Below are 20,036 nucleotides of genomic sequence, written 5' to 3' on the forward strand. Positions count from 1 at the left end.
ATCACGTTGGATTCCTGTTTTTGTGGGGAAATGAAGCGGTTCAAGCGAGTTCCTGTTCGAGCGGCATCGTGCGCAGCCGCGTGCCCGTCGCCTCGAAAAGCGCAGCGGCCACGGCGGGCGCAACGGGCGGCAACGACACCTCGCCACAACCTTGCGGCGTACGCTCGCTCTCGACGATCTCGACTTCGATCTTCGGCATCTGCGCGAGATACAGCAGCGGGTAGTCGGCGAAATTCTGCTGTTCGACCGCACCGTCCTTGAAGGTGATTTCGCTCTTGAAGGTGTTGGTGAGCGCAAAGCCAATGCCGCCCTCCACCATCTCGCGGATCAGCATCGGATTGACGGCGCGCCCGCAATCGACGCCGCACACGATGCGTTCGAGCTTCGCGCGGCCCTCCACCATGCGTAGTTCAACAATGGTGGCAACGTAGGTCGTGAACGCGCCGCCGCGTCCCGTATACAGGCAATATGCGAGGCCGCGATACAGACCGGCAGCCGGCTTGCGCGACCAGCCCGCGCGCGCCGCCGTGCGTTCGAGCACGCGCACCGCGAGCGGATCGCCGCGCAGCAGCGTACGCCGATAATCGAGCGGATCGATGCGCGCGGCCCGCGCCATTTCGTTCACGAAGCTTTCGAGAAAGAACACGCTGGACGTACTGCCGACGCTGCGCATGAAGCTCACGGGAATGTGCTGATCGACGCTCACGGAGTCGACCAGCAGGTTCGGCACCGCGTAGCCCAGGTCGTAGAGACCGTCGAGCATGGTCTCGTCCCAGCCGCCCGCTTTTTCGAAGTAGTCGCGCTTGATCGACCAGTAAAGCGACTGCCCCACCACGCGCAGATGCATGGCGGTGGGATAGCCGTCCACGCCCAGTACCGCGCGCATGCGCGCCGACGCAGCCGGCCGATAGAAACCGTGACGGATATCGTCCTCGCGCGAGCGGATCACCTTGACCGGACGACCCACGGCCTTCGATGCAACCGCTGCGTGAATCACGAAATCGGGCACGTATTTGCGCCCGAAACTCCCGCCCAGAAACGTGGTGTTCACGATCACTTTTTCGGGCGGCAGTTTGAAGATGCTGCCGAGCGTCCAGCGCACCTTGTCTTGCCCCTGGATCGGCCCCCACACTTCGATCTCATGCTCGCGCACATGGACACAGGCGTTCACCGGCTCCATGGTCGCGTGGACGATATAGGGCGTGTGGTAATCGGCTTCGACTATCTTCGCTGCCTTGTCGAACTGTGCGGGCGCGTCGCCGATGCGCGTGGCCACGACCGCTTGCGGCGCCATCAGCGCGGCCTTGTTCTGCGCGCGGATCGTCGCGCTATCGGCGGGCGGCGCGGCGTCCTGCCATTGCACGTCGAGCGTATCGCTGGCCTTTTTTGCCTGCCAGTACGTATCGGCCACGACGATCACGGCGTCCTTCGCCATCACCACGTCGACCACGCCCGAGAGCGCGCGCACGGCGTCGCGATTGCGCACTGCCACGGGCTTGCCGTTGAGCGTGGGCGCCATCTTCACGAAGCCCGCGAGCATGCCCGGCACCTGCACGTCGATGCCGAACACGGCGCTGCCGTTCACCTTGGCGGGCACATCGAGTTTGTGCAGCGGCTGGCCGATCAGCGCTCGCGCCGATTCGGGCTTCAGACCCGGTTGCGGATCGAGCGGCAACTTCGCGGCATCGGCGAGCAGGTCACCATAGCCGAACGAGCGGCCCGTCTGCATGTGGATCACGCGACCGCTTTTCGTCGTGCATTGCGTGGGCCGCACGCCGAGCCGCCGCGCGCCCGCTTCGAGAAACACCTGGCGCGCCTGCGCGCCGGCCACACGCAAACGCGCATGGAACATCGTCACCGACATCGACGCGCCCACGAACTGCTGCGGATGCTCATTGGCCGCGCTGATGCGATAGGCGTCGCGGCCCGTGACGAATTCCACGCTCACGCGCCGCCAGTCGGCGTCCATCTCGTCGGCGAGAATTTGCGGCAGGCCCGTGTAGACGCCCTGCCCAACCTCAGCCTGCGAGAGCCCGATGATGGTGCGGCCATCGGGATCGACACGCACCCAGTCGTTGATCTCGCGATACGCCGAGCCGTCCGGCGCGGCCTCCACCTGTGCGCTCAACGACAAGGGCAGAACGAAACTGCCCGCTAGCGCAAGACCCGCCTTCAGAAAATCGCGACGCCCTGCGCGTTCAGTGGTCTGCTGCGGCATGCACGGCCTCGCGGATACGGTGATAGGTCGCGCAGCGGCACAGGTTCGTCACGCCCTGATCGATCTGCGCATCGGTGGGATGCGGATGCTGCTTGAGCAGCGCCGCCACGGCCATCACCATGCCCGACTGGCAATAGCCGCATTGCGGCACGTCTTTCGCGATCCATGCGCGCTGCACGGGATGCGTGGTATCGGGCGACAGCCCTTCGATTGTGGTGATGCGCCGTCCCGCCACCGCCGACACCGGCAGCACGCACGAACGCGTGGCCTCGCCTTCCAGATGCACGGTGCAGGCGCCGCACGCGCCGATGCCGCAGCCGTACTTGGTGCCGCAGAGTCCGGCCGTCTCGCGGATCACCCACAGCAGCGGCGTGTCCGGATCGCCATCGAAATCGAATGGCTGGCCGTTGAGTGTGAATTGCATGCGCTGTCTCCTCTCGAATCGCCTTGCCGTGCGGTGCGACGACCGTCGGCTATGGGATGCATTCTTGGCCTGGACAAAAAGCCCGGCAATGGCGCGGAGACCCAAAAAAGTTGCTGATCGTCTCTTTCGTTTTCTTGATTTTAGAAACGATGTTACTGGCGAAAAACTCCATCAAATCACTGTTTTTATTGATTATTTGAATATTTAACCCTATCTGATTCGCCCTGAAAATCGTTCAGATAAGATTCCTCGTTCCATAAGTGGAACATCATGAGGATGAATGATGCTACCCCGTCTTCCCAATGGCAGGCGTTCGTCGCTCAACTCTTATATAAGACATAAGACATTTGACGCTGGAGTCGCTTGTCAATTAGAATCGTGGCTGCAGTAGTCCATGGAAAGCCTTCCCCTGAAACGCAATACCAGCAGGTCCCCCCATGCTTGAAAATTACCGTGCTCATGTAGCCCAGCGCGCCGCGCTTGGCATCCCCCCCCTGCCGCTGACGGCCCAACAGACCGCCGAGCTGGTTGAACTGCTGACGAACCCGCCCGCAGGCGAAGAGCAGACCCTCGTCGACCTGATCACCAACCGCGTACCGGCTGGCGTGGATGAAGCCGCTCGCGTGAAGGCTGGCTTCCTGGCCGCTGTGGCCAAGGGCGAAACCGCCTGCGCGCTGATCTCGCGCGCTCGCGCCACCGAACTCCTCGGCACCATGCTGGGCGGCTACAACATCGCCCCGCTGATCGCGCTGCTGGCTGACGCCGAAGTCGGCACGGTCGCCGCAGAGTCGCTGAAGAAAACCCTGCTGATGTTCGATCAGTTCCATGACGTCAAGGAACTGGCCGATCAAGGCAACGCGAATGCCAAGGCCGTGCTGCAAAGCTGGGCCGACGCCGAATGGTTCACGAGCCGTCCGGAAGTCCCGCAAAGCCTGACCATCACGGTCTTCAAGGTCACGGGCGAAACCAACACCGACGACCTCTCGCCGGCACCGGACGCCACCACCCGCCCGGACATCCCGCTGCACGCGCTGGCGATGCTCAAGAACGCACGTCCTGGCATCACGCCGGAAGAAGACGGCAAGCGCGGCCCGGTCGCGTTCATCGAATCGCTGAAGGAAAAGGGTCACCTCGTTGCCTACGTGGGCGACGTGGTCGGCACGGGTTCGTCGCGTAAGTCGGCGACCAACTCGGTGCTGTGGTTCACGGGCGAAGACATCCCCTTCATCCCGAACAAGCGCTTTGGCGGCGTGTGCCTCGGCGGCAAGATCGCCCCGATCTTCTACAACACGATGGAAGACGCCGGCGCACTGCCGATCGAACTCGACGTGTCGCAGATGGAAATGGGCGACGTGGTCGAACTGCGCCCGTACGAAGGCAAGGCACTCAAGAACGGCGCAGTGATCTCGGAATTCACGGTCAAGTCCGACGTGCTGTTCGACGAAGTACGCGCCGGTGGCCGTATTCCCCTCATCATCGGCCGTGGCCTGACCGCCAAGGCGCGTGAAGCGCTGGGTCTGGCGCCGTCGACGCTGTTCCGCCTGCCGCAAAACCCGGCCGACAGCGGCAAGGGTTTCTCGCTCGCGCAGAAGATGGTTGGCCGTGCATGCGGCCTGCCGGAAGGCCAGGGCGTGCGCCCGGGCACGTACTGCGAACCGAAGATGACCTCGGTGGGCTCGCAGGATACCACCGGCCCGATGACGCGCGACGAACTGAAGGACCTGGCATGCCTGGGCTTCTCGTCGGACCTCGTCATGCAATCGTTCTGCCACACGGCAGCGTATCCGAAGCCGGTCGACGTCAAGACGCACCAGACGTTGCCGAACTTCATCAGCACGCGCGGCGGTATCGCGCTGCGTCCGGGCGACGGCGTGATCCACTCGTGGCTCAACCGCATGCTGCTGCCCGACACCGTTGGCACCGGCGGCGACTCGCACACGCGTTTCCCGATCGGCATCAGCTTCCCGGCAGGTTCGGGCCTGGTCGCCTTCGCGGCAGCCACCGGCACGATGCCGCTGGACATGCCGGAATCGGTGCTGGTGCGCTTCAAGGGCAAGATGCAGCCGGGCGTCACTCTGCGTGACCTCGTCAACGCCATCCCGCTGTGGGCCATCAAGGAAGGCACGCTGACGGTCGCCAAGCAAGGCAAGAAGAACATCTTCTCGGGCCGCATTCTGGAAATCGAAGGTCTGCCCGATCTGAAGGTCGAGCAGGCGTTCGAACTGTCGGATGCATCGGCAGAGCGTTCGGCAGCCGGTTGCACGGTGCACCTGAACAAGGAACCGATCATCGAATACCTCAACAGCAATATCACGCTGCTGAAGTGGATGATCGCGCAAGGCTATCAAGACCCGCGCAGCCTGCAACGCCGTATCAAGGCGATGGAAGCGTGGCTGGCCGACCCGCAACTGCTGCAACCGGATGCGGACGCTGAATACGCTGCCGTCATCGAAATCGATCTGGCCGACATCCACGAACCGATCGTTGCCTGCCCGAACGATCCGGACGACGTGAAGACGCTGTCGGACGTTGCAGGCGCAACGATCGACGAAGTGTTCATCGGCTCGTGCATGACCAACATCGGTCACTTCCGTGCGGCTTCGAAGCTGCTCGAAGGCAAGCGTGACATCCCCGTGAAGCTGTGGGTTGCTCCGCCGACCAAGATGGACCAGAAGCAGCTGACCGAAGAAGGCCACTACGGCGTATTCGGCACGGCTGGCGCGCGTACTGAAATGCCGGGCTGCTCGCTGTGCATGGGTAACCAGGCACAGGTGCGCGAAGGCGCGACGGTCATGTCGACGTCGACGCGTAACTTCCCGAACCGTCTGGGCAAGAACACGAACGTGTATCTGGGCTCGGCGGAACTGGCAGCGATCTGCTCGCGCCTTGGCCGTATCCCGACCAAGGAAGAGTACATGGCCGATATGGGCGTGCTCAACGCCAACGGCGACAAGATCTATCAGTACATGAACTTCGACAAGATCGAAGACTTCAAGGAAGTCGCTGATACGGTGCAGATGTAAATTGCACGCGTTGCGGGCGCTACGGTGTGGTTTGAGTCGTAGCGCTACGTGATGTGAATGGCGCCGCAGGGCTTAGGCTCTGCGGCGTTTTTTTGTAAACGGGGTTGGCGTGTGCCTGAATAATTCTTCAGTTATGCGAAATAGATGCGCATACAGCCAACGAAACGTCTTTTCTTGCTCGAAACATCGTCGCATTGAGTTTGCATTGGCACCTGGCGGGAACACCGCGGCTGTTGAAGCTATATTAGTTCGCTGGCGCTTCCATGAGGATTCGAATGAGAACGAAACTCGTTGTGTATGCGATGGTTTGCAGCCTTGCGGTATTGGCCGGTAGCGGCGCGCAAGGTGCCGACAACACGATCGAAGCTTCTCAGGCGACGCCGGAGGCCTTGCTGCCGCTTGCGAAGCAAGGCGATGCTGATTCGCAACGCAGACTCGGCGTGTTGTATGCCTACGGTAAAGGTGTTCCGCAGGATGACTCGCAGGCGCTATTCTGGATTCGAAAGGCCGCTGACCAGGGAGACGCCCGGGCGCAACGCGATCTGGGGGTGATGTATAGCACAGGGAAAGGCGTCTCCCAGAGCGACGAGGAAGCCGTCAAATGGTTTCGTCTTGCCGCAAGCCAGGGTAACGCATACGCGCAGGACAACCTTGCCCGGATGTTTCTCCTCGGCCGGGGCGTTGCGCAGGACGACAAGGAAGCGGCCAGGTGGTATGGACTTGCCGCCGACCAGGGGAATGCGCACGCCCAGCAACAACTTGGGTTGCTGTACGCCATCGGGCGTGGCGTTCCACTCGACCTGAACGCAGCGAAAAAATGGGAAGGCCTGGCTGTTGCACAAGGGGATGTACAGGCGAAGGAAATTCTTGCCAGGCTGATGTCCACGTATCAGGACGCCTCGCAGGCGGTGGACGAAGGCTATGAGCGACACCCGCCGCCAGATGCGTCTTCGCCGGAAGCAGCGATTGCGATGATGCACACGACGACGCGAATCGCGGATGAGCTGAAAAACCAGTGCATCAGTCGCTATCCCGACATGCAGCAGGAAATAGAGCAGAGGCTTTCGAGCTGGAAGTCAGCGGAGGCGCACGCTATCGAGCAAAGTGACGTTCGATGGCTCGCGTTGATTCACGCGCACCCCGAGCTCGCGACGATCGAAACAGCGGGAATTGGCCTGAGTACCCAGGCGTTTATGAATCAATTCAAAGCCCCCGGCAATGAGTTGATTGGTCCGATTTTGTGCAAGAAGTACTTTTCCGATCTTGAATCAGGAGCCTGGCGCAAGAGGACACCGAAGATGTACGGCTTTCTCGATCAAATGCACTGACGATCCCAGCCAGCCGGAAACCACCGCGCCAGGCCTCACCCACGTCTTATCTGCAACGACGTATCCGTCGTTTCGCCCTTTTCGGAATTTCTTCCTGGCCGGCTGCCAACCTAAGCGCGCGGCATAGGTGCCTCTATCAGCCCCGACGCATCCGGCCACCAAACGACAAGCCTCCACTCACATCGATTGCAAGCGATAGCAAGCCAGTCCAATCAGCACGATGAACACCAGTGCGGCGAAGCCACCGACAAGCACTCCCGCTCGGGCAATGCGGGCCCACCTATCGATTTCCGGGTCGTTCAGCGTCCTATGGTCACCATTGAGCAGCCAGATGGTCGGAGCGTAGTTAAATCGACTGTCGACGCCAAGGCGCGCACTTTCTGCCGGATAGTCTGTCTGCAACTTCGCCGAGATTTTGCTCTGCATAAGCGCGCTGACTAGCAGGCCAATTGTCGCGAGGGCGATCAGCGCCTCGAAAACGTGCATAACGTCGGCGGGAGTCATATCGTCAAATCACCAACCCGTTGAATCGGCGACGCAATTGAGTAATCAAGAGCGCTCCTTTTACACGTCAACCTTTTGGCCAACATCCGCTCATGCACGCATCCGACTTCATACCTGCGAAAGCCTCACTTCCCCGCGCGATACCAATCCGCATAGCGCGACGCGATGGTTCTGAAATCGGCATTGCCTAGCGCGCTTACGTCGCGTCCGTTCGCCACCGCAGACACAACCTTCCTGAAATCCGCGTCGATCTTCAACAGCATGTCCAGAACGCCGATGCTTTGAAGTACGGCGACCTTCGGCGCAGAGTTGCCGATAGATGCCATCGGCAGACCTGCGGGGTACGCTTCGACGACGAGAGGCCAGTGGGTCTCAAGCAGGCAAGCGAGGTCTTCTTGTTGGGTAAGGTCCATAAATTGTTCGGCATCGGTTACGGAGTTTGGCCACCCGACAATCGGGAGCAAAACGAGCATCCATTCGGGCAATCGAGCCCCATTGCAGCAGCCCGGAAATGCAGGGTTCGAACGGATTGTCGGCGATTGCAGACCCCATGTCGACTGTCCCTTCAAATACTTCAATGGAGCGACTGGAGCAAATAGATCCTTACACCTACCCGACGTCCCCCCGCAATTCTGACCAATACTAACCATCTGGTTCAATTCGACTCCAGAAAATGCGCAACGGGTCGTAAACGAGGAATGACCCGAGGAACAACCTCTCGTTCGCGCAGCAATGCGCAACCGTGCGCAAGATAATGCTCGACCTTCTGATTCAATATTGGGGCACCATACAGAGTCGTTCCTCAACGGGCGACAGTGCTGCCTTGAAGCTCGCCCAGCTGCGCATCATGATCTATCAGTTGCCCATGATGTACGGGCTGCTGATCGTCAACACATGGGGCATGGTGCTGCCGCACGAAAGCCATTTCCCGTATTGGCAGGGCGTCACCTGCCCCTTGCTGCTCACGGCGTTCTGCCTCGTTCGCATCATTTCGTGGCTGCGGCTGGCAAGAACCCACGTCAGCGCACAACAGGCGGCGTCTGTGTTGCGCAGTACGCGCAGACTCGCGTGGGTCTTCGCGATCGTCTTTACGACCTGGTCGTTGTCTCTCATGCCGCTCGGCGACGAGGCATTCAAGCTTCATGTCGCGTTTTACATGGCCATTACCGTCATCGGCGTGATTTTTTGCCTGATGCACGTGCTGTCGGCGGCCTTTACTGTAACGGCCATTGTCAATGGCGCGCTCGTGACGACCTTTCTGGTGTCGGGCAATGACGTATTTCAGGCGGTGGCAATCGACACGTCGCTCGTGTCGGTGGCGATGTTAATCGTTTCGTTCACGCATTTCCGCAATTTCGCCGATCTGGTCGCGACGCAAAGCGAAAATCGCCGCCTGGCGAATATCGACAGCCTCACCAATCTGCCCAACCGTCGCGCGTTTTTCGATGCACTCGATCTGCATTTCGAAAGCGCCGCTGCGCGCGGCCACCGGCTTGCAGTGGGGCTGGTCGATCTCGATGGCTTTAAATCGGTCAACGATATTCACGGCCATTCCGCCGGGGATCAGGTGCTGGCAGAAGCGTCGGCGCGTCTGTCCTCGGCCTGCGTGGGCGCAACGGTGCTCGCGCGGCTGGGAGGCGACGAATTCGGCCTGGTGGTCACGGGAGACTGTTCGGATAGCCGCCTGGCGCTCTTTGGCCGCAATATTGCCGATGTTTTTTGCGACCCCGTGATCGTCGGCGACAGTTCGGTGCGGCTGGGCGCGACCATCGGCTTTTCGACTTATCCGCACAGCTCGCGCAATAAAGCCGATTTATTCGAAGCCGCCGATTACGCACTTTACGAAGGCAAACGGCGCGCGCGTGGCTCAGTGACCGTGTTTTCACAAGCGCATCGCAACGCGATCATCCGCGAATCGCAGATTGCCCAGGCGCTGCGCTCACCTGATCTGGACAACGAACTATCTGTCGCATTCCAGCCTATCGTTTCGCTGGAAGAGTCGCGCACGGTCGGCTTCGAAGCCCTTGCGCGCTGGCATAGCGCAACGCTGGGCACCGTCCCACCCGGCGAATTCATTCCCGCCGCCGAACGCAGCGGCATCATCAACGATATGACGCTCGCGCTTTTCAGCAAGGCATTGGCGTGCGCGACACAATGGCCGACGCGTATCGGCCTTTCCTTCAATCTCTCCGCTCATGATTTCGCCGATGAGCGCGTCGTGGAAGGGCTTGCGCAGCGTATTCTGGAAAGTGGCATCGACCCGGCGCGGCTGGACTTCGAAATTACCGAAACCGCCATGGCGCAGGATTTCGAGCAGGTGCGCAATGCCGCCGAAGAATTCCGCAGCCTGGGTTGCGGCCTCTCCGTCGACGATTTTGGCACCGGCTATTCAAGTCTCTCGTATCTTTGCAAACTGCCGCTGAGCCGCCTGAAAATCGATCGCACCTTCGTCAGCGGTCTCAAGGAAGGCACCACGGCATTTACCGTCGTGCGCACGTTGCTCAATCTCAGCCGCCAGATGATGCTCGAATGCGTCATAGAAGGCGTCGAAACGGCGACGGAGTTGCAAACGGTCGCCGGCCTCGGCGCAACGCTCGTGCAGGGCTATTATTGCTCCCGTCCAATGGACGCTGGCGCGATTGCCTCGTATCTGGCGAGCGAGCGCCCTGCACTATCGGCCTGATACATTCAGCTATCCGTATCAATCGACGTTCCGGTTACGCTCAGCGTGTGCGCAGGATCGGGCACGAAGCGGTAGCCCTCTCCGCGCACAGTGCGAATCCAGTGCGGTTGAGCCGGATCGCAAGGCAGCATCTCGCGCAGCCGCGCAATCGCCACATTGACGCTGCTCTCGCGAATGCCGCCTTGCAGCAGCACCGCAATGCGGCTGCGCGAGAGCGTGGCCATCGGCCTTTGTGCAAACACCGCAAGCAGCGCGAACTGGCTTTCCGTGAGGCATTGCGGCACGCCATCGCGCAGCACCGTACGCGACGCATACACCATGCGATACGGACCGAAACACACGTCGGGCTGTTTATACTGGCCGTAACCTGGCGTGACAGGCGCATCGGGCTGCGTGCCAGCCAGCGTGCGCCGCAGCACCGCGCGGATGCGCGCCAGCAATTCGGATGGCACGAACGGCTTGGCCAGATAATCGTCCGCGCCCAGTTCCAGACCGATCACGCGATCGATTGCATCCGCCAGCGACGACATCACGATCACCGGCGTCGCGTCGCCGTGTCCGCGCAACTGCTTGAGCGCGGTGAAGCCATCGAAGTCCGGAAAGCGCCGCTCCATCACCACAAGATCGGGCATTGTCGAGCGGATATCCACCGGCAATTGCGCGGCCCGATGCAGCGCGGAAACGCGATAACCCGCGTCGCCCAGAAAGCGCGTCAGCAATTCGCATAGCGCTTCATCGGCATCAACCAGCAGGATGCGCGGCGAAAGGGATGTCATCATGGAGGCCGCGTTCGTGCGCACAGGCACGGGTTGCATATCGAGTCTCAACGCTGCGCCTGCTTCGTGTCCTGCAACTGCGAGGCGTCCCAGCCGCCGCCCAGCGCCTTGATGAGGCTCGCGCTCGCAATCAGGCGATTGGAGCGCACCTGCAGGGCGGTCTGCTCGTTCGAGAGCGCCGTGGCCTGCGCGGTCACCACAGTCGTGTAGGCGACCGTACCCGCTTCGTACTCGTCCAGCGCGATCTGCACCGACTGGCGTGCGAGTTTCACGGCGTCGTCCTCGGCGACGGCCTGCTCGCCCAGCACGCGCAGATTCGAGAGTTCGTCTTCGACATCGTGGAACGCGGTGAGCACCGTCTGACGATAATTGGCGACGCTCTGGTCGTATGTCGCGCGCGCCGAATCCACCGCCGCCGAACGCGAGCCGCCGTCGATCAGCGTTTCGCTGCCGCTGGCCGCCAGCGACCACAGCGCGTTGGCGGCCGTCAACAACGGTGCGGCGCCCGAGAAGCCCGCCGCGCCCGAGAGTGAAATCGTCGGATAATACGCCGCCACAGCTACGCCGATCAGTGCGTTTTCCTGCGCCATCGTGCGCTCGGCTTCGGCGATATCGGGGCGGCGTTCGAGCAGCGCCGACGGCACCACGAGCGGCAGGTCCGGCACGCTCTGCGCAAGTTCCGCAGGCGCGATCGTCAGCTCCGATGGCGGTCTGCCGATCAACAGCGCGATAGCGTGTTCGTACTGGTCGCGCAATTCTTCGGCGGCGATAGCGGATGCCTTCGTCGTGGCCAGCGTGGTCTGCGCGGTCACCACGTCCGAGCGCGAGGCCACGCCCGCTTCGTACTGGTTGCGCGTGATATCGAGGCTGCGCTGATAGGCCTTCACGGTGTCGCTCAAGAGACGCGTGAGCGAATCCTGATAGCGCATCGAAAAGTAATCCGAAACCAGCGATTCCTGTGCGGATAGCGTGAGGTCGGCAAGCTGTGCGGCGCTCGCCTGCGCGCTGGCCTTGTCGCTTTCGATCTGGCGGCGCACCTTGCCCCAGAGATCGAGATCCCAGGAAGCGCTCGCTTCGAGCGAGCCCGTGGTTGCCGTCGCACCGCTGCTGCGCGCACGCGTCACGCCCGGTGCAACCGATACGGTGGGCGAAAGATTGGCGCGCGCTTCGCGCACCACGGCCAGCGCCTGACGGTACGCGGCCTCGTAGGCCTTCAGGTTCTGGTTATTGATGGCCACTTGCGGCACCAGCGAATCGAGCAGGGGATCGTGATAAACGCTCCACCATTCGCCGCGCGCGTTGCCATCGGCAGGCACGGCGTTCTTCCAGCCTTGCGGCGCTTCCTTGAAGGCCACGGGCGTCACCACATCCGGACGCCGGTATTCAGGGCCGACCGTGCAGCCTTGCAGCGCAAGCAAGGTCGCGCCCAGCGCGATGGTCGTGCACAGCGTCGTACTGATTCGAAGAGGAAAAAGCTTCATCATTAGGAGTCCGTCATTGCGCTGCCTGAGGAACCCGACGTACCGGGTATCACGCGTTGCCAAAGGGCGCGCGCACGATGGCGCAGGCGATCGAGATAGAGATAGACAACGGGCGTTGTATAGAGCGTGAGCAACTGGCTCACGACCAGCCCGCCGATGATGGCGATGCCCAGCGGGCGGCGCAGTTCAGCGCCCATGCCCTGATCGAGCACGAGCGGCACCGCGCCGAACAAGGCCGCGCAGGTCGTCATCATGATCGGGCGAAAGCGCATCACGCAGGCCGCGCGAATCGCTTCAGCGGGCGCGAGGTTCTGGGTACGCTGCGCATCGAGCGCGAAATCGACCATCATGATCGCGTTCTTCTTGACGATGCCGATCAGCAGAAACACGCCGATCAGCGCGATCACGGAGAACTCGGTGTTGGTCGCGAGCAGTGCGATCACCGCGCCCACGCCCGCCGAAGGCAGCGTCGAGAGAATCGTCAGCGGATGCACATAGCTTTCGTACAGGATGCCGAGCACCGCATAAACCGCCAGCAACGCCGCGCCAATCAACAATGGCATCGCCGATGCCGCAGCGAGCGCGCTGCCGGCCGTGCCCGCAAACGCGCCGTGCACCGAGTTCGGCATGTTGAGGTCTTTGACGGCCTGATCGACGGCGGCGGTGGCATCGGCAAGCTGGTAGCCCTGCGCGAGATTGAACGAGATCGTCGCAGCCACGGCCTGGCCCTGGTGATTGACCGAGACTGGCGTATGCGCCTCGACGAGCTTCGAGAATGCGGAAAGCGGCACCATCGTGCTGCTCGACGTGCTGACGGCCTGCCCTGTCGATACGGTGCCGCCCGTGCTGGTGGCGATCGAATTGGTCGCGGCGTTGGTGCTCGCGCTCGATGTGCTGCTGGAAGACGACGATGAGGATGACGAAGTAGATGTTACCGTGCCAGAAACCGCATTGGTCGACGACGTGCCGCTAGCGGATGCTCCCGATGTGCTCACATAAATGTCGTTGAGCGACGACGGGTCCTGCAACCACTTCGGCGCAATCTCCATCACCACGTGATACTGATTCTGCGCCTTGTAGATGGTCGACACTTCGCGCTCGCCAAAGGCATCGTAGAGCGTTGCATCGATGGTGTCGGGCGTGAGGCCGAAGCGCATTGCCGTCGCACGATCGACCACGACCCTGGCGGAAAGGCCGCCATTCTGCTGATCGGAACTGACGTCGGCGAGCGCGGGCACGTGCTTGAGCGCTTCGGTCAATCGCGTGGCCCATTGCTGGACCTGCGCGGTGTCGTCGCCTTGCAGGGTGTACTGGAACTGCGCGAAGCTCTGACGTCCGCCCACCATCAGATCCTGGCGCGGAAACATCATCAGTTGCGCGCCAGGAATCGCCGCGAGCTTCTGGCGCAGACGCGCCATCACCGTGAACGCGGAATCCTTGCGTTCGTCGAGCGGCTTGAGCGTGACGCTCGTGAACGCCTGATTGGTGCCGTGACCGCCGGTGAAACCCACCACCGTTTGCACGGCAGGATCGGCTTTGACGATGGCGAGCGCCTGCTTGACCTTGAGGCTCATCGCCTGAAAGGAGATGCTCTGGTCGGCCATCATGCCGCCGCCCATCAGCCCGCTGTCCTGCTGCGGAAAGAGACTCTTGGGCACCACCGTATACAGCACGATATTGAGCGCAACCGTGGCGATCAAGGTGGCCAGCACCAGCGCCGGATGACGCAACGCCGCGCCCAGCGTGCGCGCGTACATCTGTTCCGCCGCATCGAAGCAGCGACCCAGCGCCTCGCTCACGCGCGCGAAGAAACGCGTAAAGCGATTATCCCTGCGCGGCTTCGACGCGCCATCATGCGCGCCACGCAACAGCAGCGCGCACAGCGTGGGCGTGGTGGTGAGCGCCAGCACCATCGATACTGCGATCGAAATCGACAGCACGATCGCGAATTCGCGGAAGATGCGCCCCACCAGCCCGCCCATCAGCAGGATCGGCAAAAACACGGCAATCAGCGACACGCTCATCGATATGACCGTGAAGCTCACTTCCTTTGCCCCTGCAAATGCCGCCTCGAAACGCGATGCGCCGCGTTCGCGATGACGCTCGATGTTTTCCAGCACGACGATGGCGTCGTCCACCACGAAGCCAGTCGCAATCGTGAGCGCCATCAGCGAGAGATTGTCGAGGCTGTAGCCGAACAGTTTCATCGCGCCAAAGGTGCCGAGAATCGACACGGGCACGGTCACGGCGGGAATCAGCGTCGCGCGCACGTTGCGCAGGAATGCGAGCACCACCAGCACGACCAGCACCACGGCGATGATGAGCGTGCGCTCGGTATGCGAGAGCGAAGCGCGAATCGTGCTGCTGCGGTCGTCGGAGAGCGTGACTTCGGTGCCCGGCGGCAGCGCCGCCTGCAATTGCGGCAACACGGCCTTCACGCGGTCCACCACGTCGACGATATTGCCGCCCGGCTGTTTGAAGATCCACAGCATCACAGCAGGCTTGCCGTTCACATAGCCCACGTTGCGCAGGCTCTCAACCGAGTCGTTCACCTGCGCCACGTCGCGCAGGAATACGGGCCGGCTATTGCGCCACGCCACGACCAGATTGCGATATTCGTCGGCGCGTTCGGCCTGATCGTTGGCGTAAAGCTGCCAGCGCAGCTTGCCGTCGCTGACCATGCCCTTCGCGCTGTCCGCGTTGGCGGCGGAAAGCGCGGCGCGCACGTCTTCCAGGCCGATGCCGTATTTGAAGAGCGCGCCCGCGTTCAGTTCGACGCGCACCGCAGGCAGCGAACTGCCGTTCAGATCGACATTGCCGATGCCGTCGATCTGCATGAGCCGCTGTTGCAGCACGGTCGCCGCGCTATCATAAAGCTGGCCCGGCGTGAGCGTCTTCGAGGTGAGCGAGACGATCAGGATTGGCGCGTCGGCGGGATTGAACTTACGGTAGGTCGGGTTCGATTTGAGCGCGCTCGGCAAGTCCGCGCGCGCCGCGTTGATCGCCGCTTGCACGTCGCGCGCCGCACCGTTGATATCGCGGTCGAGACCAAACTGCAGGATGACGTCGGTGGAGCCTACGCTGCTTTGCGAAGTCATTTCCGTGACGTCGGCGATCTGGCCCAGGTGGCGTTCGAGCGGCGCGGCCACGGTGGCCGCCATCGTTTCGGGGCTTGCGCCCGACATTTCCGCCTGCACGCGAATGGTCGGAAAATCCACCGCGGGCAGCGGCGCGACTGGCAGATGGCCGAACGCCAGCGCGCCGGCCACGGCAATCGCGATCGTCATCAGGATCGTCGCGACCGGGCGGCGAATGAAAATCGCGCTCAGGTTCATGATGCGCCCCGCTGCGCGTCGTTCAGCGTCCAGCCACGCGCGCGCAGCCATGCCGCCATGCGCTCCATCGCCAGATAAACCGCGGGCGTGGTGAAGAGCGTGAGCGCCTGACTGAACACCAGGCCGCCGATCATCGCGATCCCCAGCGGATGACGCAATTCGGACCCGCTACCCGTGCCCAGCGCGAGCGGCACGGCGGCAATCAGCGCGGCCATCGTCGTCATCAGAATGGGGCGCAGGCGCAGCAGGCACGCGCGATGAATCGCCTCGCGCGGCGTGAGCCCTTCGTCGCGTTCTGCGGAGAGCGCGAAGTCGATCATCATGATCGCGTTCTTCTTCACGATGCCGATCAGCAGCACGATGCCGATCACGCCGATGATGTCGAGATCGGCGCCCGTGATCACCATCGCGAGCAAGGCACCCACGCCCGCCGAAGGCAGCGTAGAAAGAATCGTGAGCGGATGCACGAAGCTCTCGTAGAGCACGCCCAGCACCACATACATCACCAGCACGGCCGCCAGCACCAGATACAGTTCGCTGGAGAGCGACGACTGGAACGCCTCCGTCGCGCCCTGGAAGCGCGTTTCAAAGCTGTCCGGCAGCGCCACGGCGGCCTCTGCGCGTTTGACGGCCTTCACCGCCGCGCCCAGCGACGCGTCCTTGGCGAGGTTGAACGAGATCGTCGTAGCCGGGAACTGGCCCAGATGCGAAATCTGGATCGGCTTTTTGCTTTCGACGATGCGCGCGACGGCCGACAACGGCACCTGCCCGTCAGTCGCGGTGGACGACGGCAGATAGATCGAGTCGAACGCATTCAGGCCGCGCGCAAGCTTCGGATCGATTTCCATGATCACGCGCTTCTGGTCCGACTGCGTGAAGATGGTGCTGACGATACGTTGTCCGAAGTTATCGTAAAGCGCATTGTCGATGGTGGCGAGCGTGATGCCGAAGCGCGCGGCCGTGGCGCGATCGACCTGCACCGTGGCGGCCAGACCCGCGTCCTGCAGATCGCTCGTCACATCGGCGAGTTCTGGCTGTTTGCGCAATTCGGCGATGAGCTTCGGCGTCCACTCGCTGAGCGTGTCCATCGACGGGTTGTCGAGCATGAACTGATACTGCGTTGCGCTCACCTGCGTATCCACGCTCAGGTCCTGCACCGGCTGCATATGCAGCGTGATCCCAGCCACATTGGCGGTTTCGGTTTGCAGACGCCGGATGATCTCGCTGGCCGAGGCGCTACGTTCGTCCTTCGGCTTCAGGTTGATCTGCAAGCGGCCCATATTGAGCGTCATGTTGCTGCCATCCACGCCCACCGCCGAAGACAGACTCACCACATCGGGATCCTTGAGCACGGCATCGGCAAGCTGGGTTTGCAATGCGCTCATACGCTCGAACGAGATCGATTGCGAGGCCTCGGTGATGCCCTGGATCACACCCGTGTCCTGGGTGGGGAAGAAGCCCTTGGGGATCAGCACGTAGAGCGCCGCCGTGAGCGCGAACGTGCCTACCGCCACCACCAGCGTGGCTTTCTCGTGATCGAGCGCGAAAGTGAGCGCGCGGTCGTACTGCTTCATGACCGGGCCAAACCAGTCGCGGCCTTTGCGTTCGGGCTTGCTTTCATGCTGCGTGGGGCGCAGCAAACGCGCGCACAGCATCGGCACCAGCGTGAGCGAGACCAGCGCGGAAATCACGATCGCCACTGCAAGCGTTACCGCGAACTCGTAAAAGAGCCGCCCGATCACATCGCCCATGAACAGCAGCGGAATCAGCACCGCCAGCAGTGAAACCGTGAGCGAGATGATGGTGAAGCCAATTTCGCGCGAACCCTTGAGCGCGGCGTCCATCGGCGTCATGCCCGCTTCCACGTGGCGGCTGATGTTCTCGATCACGACGATGGCGTCGTCCACCACGAAGCCCGTGGCAATCGTCAGCGCCATCAGCGAAAGATTGTCGAGGCTGAAGCCCCACAGATACATCGCCGCGAAGGTGCCCACCAGCGAGAGCGGCACGGAAAGACTCGGGATCAGCGTCGCGGGCACATTGCGCAGGAAGACGAAGATCACCATCACGACCAGCGCGACCGCAAGCGCCAGCTCGAACTGCACGTCCTTCACGGACGCGCGAATGGTGGTCGTGCGGTCCGTGAGCAGCGCCACATGCACGGACGACGGCAGATCGCGCGTGAGCGCGGGCAGCATCGCCTTGATCGAATCGGCGACCTTGATGACGTTCGCGCCGGGCTGGCGCTGCACGTTGAGCAGGATCGCGGGCGTGTCGTTGCTCCATGCGGCAAGCTGCGAGTTTTCCGCACCCGCCACCACGTCCGCCACATCGCGCAGGCGCACCGGGCGGCCGCTGCGATACGCAATCACGGTATCCAGGTACTGCTGGGGATCTTCGATCTGATCGTTCGAATCGATGGTCCACGCGCGATGCGGGCCGTCGAGCGAACCCTTGGGCGCGTTGGTGTTGACGTTCGTGAGCGTGGTGCGCAGATCGTCCACGTTCAGGCCGTAGGCCGCGAGCGCGCGAATATTCGGTCGCACGCGCACAGCGGGCTTATGGCCGCCCGAGAGCGTGACGAGGCCCACGCCCGACATCTGCGAAATCTTCTGCGCGATGCGCGTATTGGTGAGCGCCTGCACGTCCGTCAACGGCATCGTCGGCGAGGTGATGGCGAGCGTGAGAATGGGCGCATCGGCCGGATTGACCTTGGCGTAGACGGGCGGCGCGGGCAGATCGCTCGGCAGCAGGCTGTCGGCCGCATTGATGGCGGCCTGCACCTCCTGCTCGGCCACGTCCATCGACACGGCCAGATCGAATTGCAGCGTGATGACCGATGCGCCCGCCGACGAATGCGAGGCCATCTGCTTGAGGCCCGCCATTTCTCCGAGTTGCTGTTCGAGCGGCGCGGTGACGGCGGACGTCATCACGTCCGGGCTCGCGCCCGGATAAAAGGTCTGCACCTGGATCGTCGTGTATTCGACCGAAGGCAGCGCGGAAAGCGGCAGGAAACGCCACGCCACCAGGCCGACGACGAGCAGCGCCGCCATCAGCAAGGTGGTGGCGACGGGCCGCAGAATGAAGAGGCGCGACGGATTCATGACTGCGGGCCGGCCTTCGCGTTTGCGGGGTTCTGCGCCGCAGTGTTTGTTGCCGGTTTATCCGCGTCCTGCTTCGGCAAGCGGATCTTCGCGCCATCGCTCAGATGGTCCGCACCATCGACCACCACGCGATCGCCCGCCGCGAGGCCAGCGAGCACGGCAGTGTGGCCGTCGGCGGCTGCGCCCGTGCGGATCTTGCGCAGCGACACGGTCTGGTTGTCGTTGACGCGATAAACGAAGGTGCCAGGCGTGCCCGTCTGCACGGCCTCGGACGGAATCGTGACCGCGCCGTGCAGCGTGTCGAGCAGCAGCGAGATATTGACGAACTGGTTGGGGAACAGCGCACCATCGGCGTTCTTGAAGAGCGCGCGCAGCTTCACAGTGCCGGTCGTGGTGTCGATCTGGTTGTCGACGGTATCGAGCACGCCGTCCGCGAGCTTTTCGTCGCCAGCGCGGTCGTAGGCAACCACGGCCAGGCGGGCGCCGCTCGCGAGACGCTGGTTCAGTCGGCGCAGATCGTCTTCGGGCAGCGTGAACACCACCGAGATCGGATCGGTTTCGGTGACGACCACCACGCCGTCCGTATCGGACGCCGTTACATAGTTGCCGACATCGACCTGACGCAGCCCGACGCGCCCGTCCACCGGCGAGACGATCCGGCAGTACGTGAGGTTGAGCTGCTGCGCGTCCACCTGCGCCTGGTCCGTAAGCACGGTGCCTTCGTATTCGCGCACGGTGGCCTCGGCGGTATCGAGCGTCTGCTGCGCGACCGAATCGGTCTTCGCCAGGCGCTGATAACGCGCGAGATCGAGGCGCGCGTTATCGAGCAGCGCCTTGTCCTTGACTACCTGTCCCTGATATTGCTTGAGCGCGACCTGGTACTGGCGCGGATCGACCTGCGCGAGCACATCGCCCTTCTTGACGTGCTGGCCTTCGCGGAAGTTGATCGACTGCAAATAGCCGCTGATCTGCGACTTCACGGTGACGGTCGCCAGCGAGGTGACGGTGCCAAGCGAGGTCAGCCGCACGGGCACATCGCCGGTCGCGGCGGCGGCAGCACCGACCGCCTGCGCCTGACCACCACCCATTGCACCGGGCGCGCCCGGAGGACCGCCAGGCCCGCCCGGGAAGCCCGCCGGGCCGCCAGCAGGCGCGCCGTG

General features: G+C 62.6%; 12 protein-coding genes. 3 read left to right on the forward strand and 9 right to left on the reverse strand.

Annotation, left to right across the window (positions count from 1 at the left end; translation table 11 throughout):
* Positions 1 to 40: 40 nt before the first annotated feature.
* Together F3J17_RS30925 and F3J17_RS30930 are read right to left on the reverse strand one after the other, a co-directional pair.
* Positions 41 to 2,218, reverse strand: a complete 2,178-nt coding sequence (locus F3J17_RS30925; RefSeq protein ID WP_167068558.1) for a molybdopterin cofactor-binding domain-containing protein — start codon at positions 2,216 to 2,218, stop codon at positions 41 to 43.
* Positions 2,199 to 2,642 (reverse strand): (2Fe-2S)-binding protein, encoded by a 444-nt coding sequence (locus tag F3J17_RS30930; RefSeq protein WP_167068561.1) that lies wholly within the window; start codon positions 2,640 to 2,642, stop codon positions 2,199 to 2,201. Before F3J17_RS30930 ends, F3J17_RS30925 begins: the two co-directional genes overlap by 20 nt.
* A gap of 437 nt (positions 2,643 to 3,079) precedes the next feature.
* On the opposite strand from F3J17_RS30930, the gene acnB reads away from it, so the two are divergent.
* Both acnB and F3J17_RS30940 read left to right on the forward strand, forming a co-directional pair.
* A complete protein-coding gene (gene acnB / locus F3J17_RS30935; protein ID WP_167068564.1) occupies positions 3,080 to 5,665 on the forward strand; it encodes a bifunctional aconitate hydratase 2/2-methylisocitrate dehydratase in 2,586 nt (861 codons plus the stop codon).
* 275 nt (positions 5,666 to 5,940) lie between these two features.
* A complete protein-coding gene (locus F3J17_RS30940; RefSeq protein ID WP_205195041.1) occupies positions 5,941 to 6,993 on the forward strand; it encodes a tetratricopeptide repeat protein in 1,053 nt (350 codons plus the stop codon).
* 177 nt (positions 6,994 to 7,170) lie between these two features.
* Here F3J17_RS30940 and F3J17_RS30945 read toward each other — a convergent pair whose 3' ends face one another.
* Entirely contained in the window at positions 7,171 to 7,497 is a 327-nt protein-coding gene (locus F3J17_RS30945; protein WP_167068570.1) for a hypothetical protein, read from the reverse strand.
* Between the two features lie 125 nt (positions 7,498 to 7,622).
* Positions 7,623 to 7,910, reverse strand: a complete 288-nt coding sequence (locus tag F3J17_RS30950; RefSeq protein ID WP_167068573.1) for a hypothetical protein — start codon at positions 7,908 to 7,910, stop codon at positions 7,623 to 7,625.
* A 410-nt stretch (positions 7,911 to 8,320) separates the two neighbouring features.
* Between F3J17_RS30950 and F3J17_RS30955 the strand changes: the two genes are divergently transcribed.
* A complete protein-coding gene (locus F3J17_RS30955) occupies positions 8,321 to 10,180 on the forward strand; it encodes an EAL domain-containing protein (RefSeq protein WP_205195042.1) in 1,860 nt (619 codons plus the stop codon).
* Between the two features lie 5 nt (positions 10,181 to 10,185).
* Here F3J17_RS30955 and F3J17_RS30960 read toward each other — a convergent pair whose 3' ends face one another.
* The 5 genes from F3J17_RS30960 to F3J17_RS30980 all read right to left on the reverse strand — a co-directional run.
* Positions 10,186 to 10,959 (reverse strand): response regulator, encoded by a 774-nt coding sequence (locus F3J17_RS30960; RefSeq protein WP_167068575.1) that lies wholly within the window; start codon positions 10,957 to 10,959, stop codon positions 10,186 to 10,188.
* Positions 10,960 to 11,003: 44 nt separating this feature from the next.
* On the reverse strand, positions 11,004 to 12,440 hold the full coding sequence (locus F3J17_RS30965; RefSeq protein ID WP_167068578.1) for an efflux transporter outer membrane subunit: 1,437 nt from the start codon (positions 12,438 to 12,440) through the stop codon (positions 11,004 to 11,006).
* Positions 12,440 to 15,772 (reverse strand): efflux RND transporter permease subunit, encoded by a 3,333-nt coding sequence (locus F3J17_RS30970; protein WP_167068614.1) that lies wholly within the window; start codon positions 15,770 to 15,772, stop codon positions 12,440 to 12,442. Before F3J17_RS30970 ends, F3J17_RS30965 begins: the two co-directional genes overlap by 1 nt.
* The gene (locus tag F3J17_RS30975) at positions 15,769 to 18,876 is read right to left on the reverse strand and encodes a multidrug efflux RND transporter permease subunit (RefSeq protein ID WP_167068580.1); all 3,108 of its coding nucleotides are present in this window, start codon (positions 18,874 to 18,876) and stop codon (positions 15,769 to 15,771) included. Before F3J17_RS30975 ends, F3J17_RS30970 begins: the two co-directional genes overlap by 4 nt.
* Positions 18,873 to 20,036 (reverse strand): MdtA/MuxA family multidrug efflux RND transporter periplasmic adaptor subunit (locus F3J17_RS30980; RefSeq protein ID WP_167068584.1); only part of this gene is annotated, 1,164 nt, incomplete at its 5' end. The genes F3J17_RS30980 and F3J17_RS30975, both read right to left, overlap by 4 nt.

This window comes from Burkholderia sp. Ax-1719, from assembly GCF_011753055.1.
In the GTDB taxonomy this organism is placed as follows: Bacteria; Pseudomonadota; Gammaproteobacteria; order Burkholderiales; family Burkholderiaceae; genus Paraburkholderia.

Bases quoted from the DNA above. Each gene is read 5' to 3' on its own strand.
- F3J17_RS30925 (WP_167068558.1), bottom strand. From the start codon at position 2,218: ATGCCGCAGCAGACCACTGAACGCGCAGGGCGTCGCGATTTTCTGAAG.
- F3J17_RS30930 (WP_167068561.1), bottom strand. From the start codon at position 2,642: ATGCAATTCACACTCAACGGCCAGCCATTCGATTTCGATGGCGATCCG.
- acnB (WP_167068564.1), top strand. From the start codon at position 3,080: ATGCTTGAAAATTACCGTGCTCATGTAGCCCAGCGCGCCGCGCTTGGC.
- F3J17_RS30940 (WP_205195041.1), top strand. From the start codon at position 5,941: ATGAGAACGAAACTCGTTGTGTATGCGATGGTTTGCAGCCTTGCGGTA.
- F3J17_RS30945 (WP_167068570.1), bottom strand. From the start codon at position 7,497: ATGACTCCCGCCGACGTTATGCACGTTTTCGAGGCGCTGATCGCCCTC.
- F3J17_RS30950 (WP_167068573.1), bottom strand. From the start codon at position 7,910: ATGGACCTTACCCAACAAGAAGACCTCGCTTGCCTGCTTGAGACCCAC.
- F3J17_RS30960 (WP_167068575.1), bottom strand. From the start codon at position 10,959: ATGATGACATCCCTTTCGCCGCGCATCCTGCTGGTTGATGCCGATGAA.
- F3J17_RS30965 (WP_167068578.1), bottom strand. From the start codon at position 12,440: ATGATGAAGCTTTTTCCTCTTCGAATCAGTACGACGCTGTGCACGACC.
- F3J17_RS30970 (WP_167068614.1), bottom strand. From the start codon at position 15,772: ATGAACCTGAGCGCGATTTTCATTCGCCGCCCGGTCGCGACGATCCTG.
- F3J17_RS30975 (WP_167068580.1), bottom strand. From the start codon at position 18,876: ATGAATCCGTCGCGCCTCTTCATTCTGCGGCCCGTCGCCACCACCTTG.